The sequence below is a fragment of the Lascolabacillus sp. genome (genome assembly GCF_028696275.1).
Classification (GTDB): domain Bacteria; phylum Bacteroidota; class Bacteroidia; order Bacteroidales; family Dysgonomonadaceae; genus Proteiniphilum; species Proteiniphilum massiliensis.
This window is the reverse complement of the sequence record NZ_JAQVHI010000056.1, coordinates 1-6959: the sequence shown is the minus strand read 5'-3', so window position 1 is coordinate 6959 and position 6959 is coordinate 1. Positions and strand designations below refer to the sequence as shown.

Annotated in this window: 8 protein-coding genes; 6 read left to right on the top strand and 2 right to left on the bottom strand. The window is 38.6% G+C overall.

Annotation, left to right across the window (positions count from 1 at the left end):
• Positions 1–32: 32 nt before the first annotated feature.
• Both serC and PHO43_RS09570 read right to left on the bottom strand, forming a co-directional pair.
• On the bottom strand, positions 33–1112 hold the full coding sequence (gene serC, locus PHO43_RS09575) for a 3-phosphoserine/phosphohydroxythreonine transaminase (protein ID WP_288012093.1): 1080 nt from the start codon (positions 1110–1112) through the stop codon (positions 33–35).
• A gap of 97 nt (positions 1113–1209) precedes the next feature.
• Complete coding sequence (locus PHO43_RS09570; protein WP_045089007.1) at positions 1210–2136, bottom strand: NAD(P)-dependent oxidoreductase; 927 nt, start codon at positions 2134–2136, stop codon at positions 1210–1212.
• A gap of 238 nt (positions 2137–2374) precedes the next feature.
• Here PHO43_RS09570 and recR point away from each other — a divergent pair, with 238 nt between their 5' ends.
• The 6 genes from recR to PHO43_RS09540 all read left to right on the top strand — a co-directional run.
• Entirely contained in the window at positions 2375–3007 is a 633-nt protein-coding gene (gene recR / locus PHO43_RS09565; RefSeq protein WP_045089006.1) for a recombination mediator RecR, read from the top strand.
• A complete protein-coding gene (locus tag PHO43_RS09560; protein WP_288009957.1) occupies positions 3004–3522 on the top strand; it encodes a hypothetical protein in 519 nt (172 codons plus the stop codon). Before recR ends, PHO43_RS09560 begins: the two co-directional genes overlap by 4 nt.
• Complete coding sequence (locus tag PHO43_RS09555; protein ID WP_045089004.1) at positions 3506–4042, top strand: GNAT family N-acetyltransferase; 537 nt, start codon at positions 3506–3508, stop codon at positions 4040–4042. Before PHO43_RS09560 ends, PHO43_RS09555 begins: the two co-directional genes overlap by 17 nt.
• A 6-nt stretch (positions 4043–4048) precedes the next feature.
• The gene (locus PHO43_RS09550) at positions 4049–4612 is read left to right on the top strand and encodes an L-threonylcarbamoyladenylate synthase (protein ID WP_045089003.1); all 564 of its coding nucleotides are present in this window, start codon (positions 4049–4051) and stop codon (positions 4610–4612) included.
• A 35-nt stretch (positions 4613–4647) separates the two neighbouring features.
• Positions 4648–6444, top strand: coding sequence for a chloride channel protein (locus PHO43_RS09545; protein WP_053826755.1), 1797 nt, complete (start codon positions 4648–4650; stop codon positions 6442–6444).
• Positions 6445–6472: 28 nt separating this feature from the next.
• On the top strand, positions 6473–6959 hold a 487-nt coding region (locus PHO43_RS09540; RefSeq protein WP_288012090.1), incomplete at its 3' end, for a methionyl-tRNA formyltransferase.

The window sequence follows — 6959 nt, the reverse complement described above, 5'->3', positions numbered from 1 at the left end:
CCCTTATTATTTAAAAAGTTTAGTTCTATCTCTTAATTCTGAGCCTCAAAATCCTGCATACATTTGATAAGAGCTTCAACCGCTTCTTTTGGACAGGCATTATAGATTGATGCACGGAAACCGCCAACCGAACGGTGTCCTTTTATTCCAACCATACCTCTTTCTGTTGCAAATTTCAGGAATTCTGCCTCTTTATCTTTATACTCTTCTTTCATTACGAAACATACATTCATAAATGAGCGATCCTCTTTTGCAGCTGTTCCAACAAAAAGTTTATTTCTGTCGATTTCATCATAAAGCATTCCGGCTTTCTCTTTATTGAGTTTATAGATTGCTTCTACCCCGCCCTGCTCCTTGAGCCATTTAAGGGTTTCATGCATAACAAATATAGAGAATACAGGAGGAGTATTAAACATTGAGCGGTTTTTCTCCGAATCGCTTATATGTGTGCGGTAATCAACCATAGTTTGAATAGGGCGACCAGTCTTTCCAAGTATATCTTCACGTACAATTACGAATGAAACACCGGCAGGACCAACATTCTTCTGTGCACCACCATAAATGATACCATATTTAGAAACATCAACCGGACGGCTCATGATGTCTGACGACATATCTGCTACCAGGGTAACAGGACTATCTATATCTTCATGAATCTCTGTTCCGTAGATTGTATTATTACTTGTTATATGGAAATAGTCAACATCTTCAGGGATAGAATAACCCTTAGGAATATATGAGAAATTTTTGTCAGCCGATGAAGCTACAACCTCAACTTCCCCATAAAATTTAGCCTCTTTAATTGCTTTCTTTGCCCATGAGCCTGTCTCCAGGTAGGCTGCTTTACTTTTTAACAGGTTGGCCGGTACATCAAAGAACTGTGTACTTGCACCTCCACCAAGAAAAAGAACATGATAATTATCGGGAATATTCAGAAGTTCCTTCCACAAATCGGCTGTCTCTTTCATGATTCGCTCCCAACCCGGGGTGCGATGTGAAATCTCAAGAATACCTATTCCTGTGTTGTCAAAATTGCGGATTGCTTCAATAGCCGACTCAACTGCCGGTCTGGGAAGCACGCAGGGTCCGGCATTAAAATTGTACTTTTCCATTGATTGTTATTTTAAAAATTATATCCAGAATTCAGTTTGTCACTCTTCAAGCTGATTCAGGAAGAATGACTTTTATTTGATATCCCGTTGATTTTTATTAGTTGACTCTATACTTGTCATCTCCACTCTTTAAAAACATTACTGCCTGATGGGCAGCTGCAATTCCTGCATTTCTGTTTGCCTCTGTAGTTTGTGCACCTGATTTTTTTGGTGTTGCGAAATAACGATTAGGGAATTTCTCCAGGAAGATTTCATGCTTATCAGGTTTGATATCTGTTACGTACTGAAAAGCAGGACGTTCCTCCATTATCCTAATCAAATCATCCTCAACAATATGCTCTTTACGAGCTGTATTGATCAGCAAACCATCTTTTGGCATATAAGCCAGAAGTTTATAGTCGATACAGTTTCTGGTATCTTCCAGCAAAGGCATGTGAAGAGATACTATATCACTGTTTTCAAAAAGCTCTCTATTGCTATACGCAGTAATTACTCCATACTCTCCCTCTTTCCTGAGGTCATCATGTGTCAGAGCAGGTGAATATGCGTAAACAGCCATATTAAACCCACGTGCAATACGTGCAACTTTTTTAGCAACGTTACCAAAAGCGTACAGTCCGAGTCGTCTGTTTATCAACTCACGACCAACAGATCCGTCGAATTTGTTTCGCTGCATATATATCATCATTCCAAATACCAGTTCTGCAACAGCATTGGCATTTTGTCCCGGAGTATTCATTACACAAATATTGCGACTGGTTGCAGCATCCAGATCAACATTATCATAACCTGCTCCGGCTCTGATAATAAGCTTCAGTTGCTTAGCAGCATCCATTACTTCACCATCTATTTTGTCACTTCTAACAATTAAAGCGTCTGCATCTTTAACGGCATCAAGTAATTGCGATTTCTCTGTATAGTTTTCTATTTTTTCAAATTCAAGACCAGCAGTTTCAACTACATTTTGAATTCCCTGCACTGCCTGTAAAGCAAAAGGTTTACTTGTTGCCAAAAGTACTTTCATATTTTGTTTCACTTATTAAATAAATTGGAATCACACCTTGATATGATTGGTAGATTTTTAGACAATTCTCCTATAATAAAAAATATTAATGGTTACAAATTTACAAACTTAAACGTTACAAAAAACGAAATTAGAAGAAAAAAACAAGACAAAGTTCACAAATGTTCCAAAAATAAAAGATATTTGTTCAGGAAATCGATTCATATTATCTTTGTGATAATGCACCAAAGATAACTCTATGAACAGTCATTACCCTTCCACCTTACTAGAAAATGCAGTAAATGAATTTGCGAAATTGCCCGGTATCGGGAAAAAGTCTGCACTGCGGCTTGTACTTCATCTGCTAAGACAGGATGAAGAAAAGGTGGTTACTTTTGCAGATACTATCCTTAAACTCAGACAGGAGATAAAATACTGCGCAATTTGCCACAACATTTCAGATATAGATATATGTGAAATCTGTTCCGATAAATCCAGAAGCAACTCACTCATTTGCGTTGTTGAAAATGTGAAGGAGGTTATGGCTATAGAAAAAACTGATCAGTTCAGGGGACTATATCATGTACTTGGAGGAATAATTTCTCCAATTGATGGAATTGGTCCCTCCGATCTTGAGATAGCAAGTCTGGAAGAGAGAGTTAAGTCGGGTGAAATTAAAGAGGTTATTTTAGCCCTAAGCGCCACAATGGAGGGAGATACAACCAACTTCTACATCTATCGTAAACTGCAGCCTTACAATATAAAAGTGAGCATTATTGCCCGTGGAGTATCAATTGGAGATGAAATTGAATATGCAGATGAGGTTACTCTGGGACGCTCAATTTTAAACAGGACACCGTTTGACGAATCTTTTAATCAATTATCTAAATGAGTGAATCTAAAAACATTTTCGACGAAACAATCAGCAGCTTAAAATTGTATTACTGGTTTAGCATAGCAGCGGTTGTTCCACTCTTCCTGCTTCTTATTTCTAAAATACTTACAATTAAAGTAGAAGGAGCAGAAGTAAGTGTAACATTAGAGAGATATGCAATTGTAATTACAATACTGGCTATTCCTGCTGCACTAAAACTCTTTGCAGAGATATTGAAAAAAACATCACCTGAATCCGACAATGCAACTGTAATAAAAAGATACAAAAGAGCATCAGTAATTCGTCTGCTGATAATTAATGCAGTTACATTAATGAATATAGCCCTTTATGCTATTTCAGGAAATATGAACTTCTTCTGGTTTACTATAATACTTTTTATTATTTACTATTTCTGCAGACCCTCCTATCCGGAACTGACAGGATTGACCGAAAAAGGTGAGCAGAAAAAACCTTTGAGGAATGAGATTCAGGAAATAAATAAAGCAAACGAAGCAGATGAAGAAAATACTTGAAAACAATGTTATCCGTTTACGAGCTCCTGAGCCCGAAGACCTGGATCATTTATACAGGTGGGAGAATGACACATCTCTATGGGAGTACGGCGCATCTATTGCTCCATACTCACGTTTTGCTTTGAAACAGTATCTTATTGACTCAAAACAAGATCTTTATGCAGATAAACAGTTACGTCTGATGATAGTTATAAAAGAGTCAAATGAGGTTGCTGGAACAATTGATCTGTATGACTTTGATCCCTTTCACAAGAGAGCAGGAGTTGGTATTCTTATAGACGAGAAGTTTCGTGAACAGGGATATGGATTGCAGGCATTACATATTCTTGAGGAGTACTCGTTTAATTTTCTGAAGATAAAACAGCTCTATGCCATTATTCCTGAGAATAACAGAGGCAGTATAAGACTTTTCAGCAAAGCGGGATATTCTGAGGCCGGGATACTGAAAGAGTGGCTTTCAAGCGGAAGCATATATGAGAATGCATTAATAATGCAAAGAATAAACGGTTCACTAATTTAAACAAAGATGCAGGAAGATATAAAAAAAGCAATTGAGGTTTTAAAGTCGGGAGGAATCATACTATATCCAACTGATACAATATGGGGTATAGGATGTGACGCTACCAACGAAGAGGCTGTTAAACGTATCTATGATCTGAAGCAGCGTGACGACAGTAAATCTATGCTTGTACTGCTGGACAATCCTGCAAAATTGCAAACCTACGTTCAGGATGTGCCGGAAATTGCCTGGGATATGATAGATTTGACCGACAAGCCACTCACAATCATTTATGATGGAGCAAAAAATCTTGCAGCAAACCTTATAGCTCCTGATGGATCAATAGGGATAAGAATAACCGACGAACTGTTTTCAAGAGAGCTGTGCAAACAGTTCAGAAAACCTATCGTCTCCACATCAGCAAATATAAGCGGAGAGGTATCCCCTACTAAATTTTCAAAAATATCAGCTGAAATCAAGAATGGAGTTGACTATGTGGTAAACTATCGCAGAAAAGATAATAGTGAAGTTAAGCCATCCAGTATAATTAAGCTGGGTAGGAATGGGACAATTCAGGTTATCAGAAAATAACATTATTTATTATCTTTGCTATTGTGAGACTGTTTATGCCGATACAATTTAAAGAAATACATAATAAATTTCTCCTCTGGCGCGATGAGCATATAAAAGAGCGCCATTTTTTGCTGTTTGTATGTTTCATTGTTGGAATACTTACTGCATTTGCAGCATATCTGCTTAAGCTTAGCATAGAGTTTATACAGGTATTCCTAACGGAGAATTTCAGTCAGGTAAGCCACAACTACTCATACCTTCTGTTCCCGATAGTTGGAATTCTGATTGCAGGACTCTACGTGAGATATATAGTGAAAGACGATATCAGTCATGGCGTTACAAAAATCCTGTTTGCTATATCACAACGCAAGAGCAGAATAAAGCCACATAACATGCACTCATCACTTGTGGCAAGTTCCATAACTATTGGTTTAGGAGGATCAGTTGGAGCCGAGGCACCAATTGTGCTTACCGGTTCGGCCATCGGATCTAACATTGGAAGGTTTTTCAGACTGGAGCAGCACAGTTTGATGATTCTTGTTGGGTGTGGCGCTGCAGGAGCCATTGCAGGCATATTTAAAGCTCCTGTTGCAGGCATTCTTTTTGTGATAGAGGTGCTGCTTTTAGACCTTACCATGTCATCAATCATGCCTCTGCTTGTTACAGCAGTAACCGCGACTGTGGTATCATATATGCTAACAGGAATGGATGCCATGTTTGCCTTTACACTGCTTGAACAGTTTACTCTCGACCGCATTCCTTATGTTGTACTACTTGGTATTCTGTGCGGACTAATATCTCTCTATGTTATCCGCATGATGAGCTGGTGCGAGAATATATTCCATAAACTTTCGCCATGGAGGCGATTTCTGCTGGGAGGAGTTACATTAAGTCTATTAATATTCTTTTTCCCCCCACTTTTTGGTGAAGGGTATCATACAATAGAAACATTGCTTGAAGGAGGTGACTCATTTCATAGATTAACCAATGAGAGCTATTTCTACAACTGGAAAAGTCCATGGTCGGCAATCATATTCCTTGCGTTGGTAGTACTATTTAAAGTTTTTGCCACAAGTGCCACAAACGGTGGTGGAGGTACAGGCGGTGTATTTGCTCCTACGCTGTTCCTTGGCTGTATTGCAGGTTTCATATTCTCATATACATTAAATCATATTGGAGTTGCAACATACTTACCCCAGGAGAATTTTGCGCTTATGGGGATGTCGGGGCTAATGGCGGGGGTTATGCATGCACCGTTGACTGGAATGTTTCTTATAATTGAGCTCACCGGGGGATATGACCTTTTCCTGCCTCTAATGATTGTATCCCTTGTTTCCTACGGTACAATTCTTATTTTTGAGAAGCACAGTATATATGCTATAAGGCTTGCAAAAAGAGGGGAACTAATCACACATCATAAAGATAAAGCTGTACTCACATTCCTGAAGGTAGAGAACCTTCTTGAAAAGAATATACCAACTGTTACACCTGATATGACGCTGGGTGATATGGTTAAGGTTATTTCTAACTCAAATAGAAATATATTCCCTGTTGTTGACAAAGAAAACAAACTGCTGGGCCTGGTACTTATGAATGATATTCGCAATATAATGTTCAGGTCTGAGCTCTATGATCGGTTTATGGTGAATAAATTTATGGTTGGATCTCCCGCCATAATAAATATCAGCAACAGTATGGAGGAGGTGATGGATCAGTTTGAAAAGACAAAAGCTTGGAACTTGCCTGTTGTTGATGACAAAGGGGTGTATCAGGGATTGCTTTCGCAATCATCAGTTTTCAACTCATACCGCGAGGTGTTAGTGGAAAATTATTCTGAAGGTGATGAATAGTAATTAAGGTGAAATGTAAGTTAGTAAGATGAAAAAAGAAGATTTAAGGATAGTTTTCATGGGTACACCGGAATTTGCGGTTGAATCACTGAAAACATTGGTTGAGAATGGTTATAATGTAGTGGGTGTGATTACAATGCCCGACAAGCCTGCAGGTAGAGGTTATAAATTACAACCATCACCTGTGAAGCAGTATGCATTGGAAAAAGATCTGCATCTGTTACAGCCTGAGAAACTTAAGGATGAAGTTTTTTTGAGTGAGCTTAGAAAATTAAAAGCTGATGTTCAGGTTGTGGTGGCTTTCAGGATGCTTCCTGAAGTTGTGTGGAGTATGCCTGGGAAAGGAACATTTAATCTTCACTCCTCTTTACTTCCTCAATACAGGGGCGCAGCACCCATCAACTGGGCAATAATAAATGGAGAAAAGGAGACAGGGGTAACCACATTTTTCCTTTCCCATGAAATTGATACAGGAGAGATAATATTCCGTGAGAAAACAGAGATAAGTGAGTCCG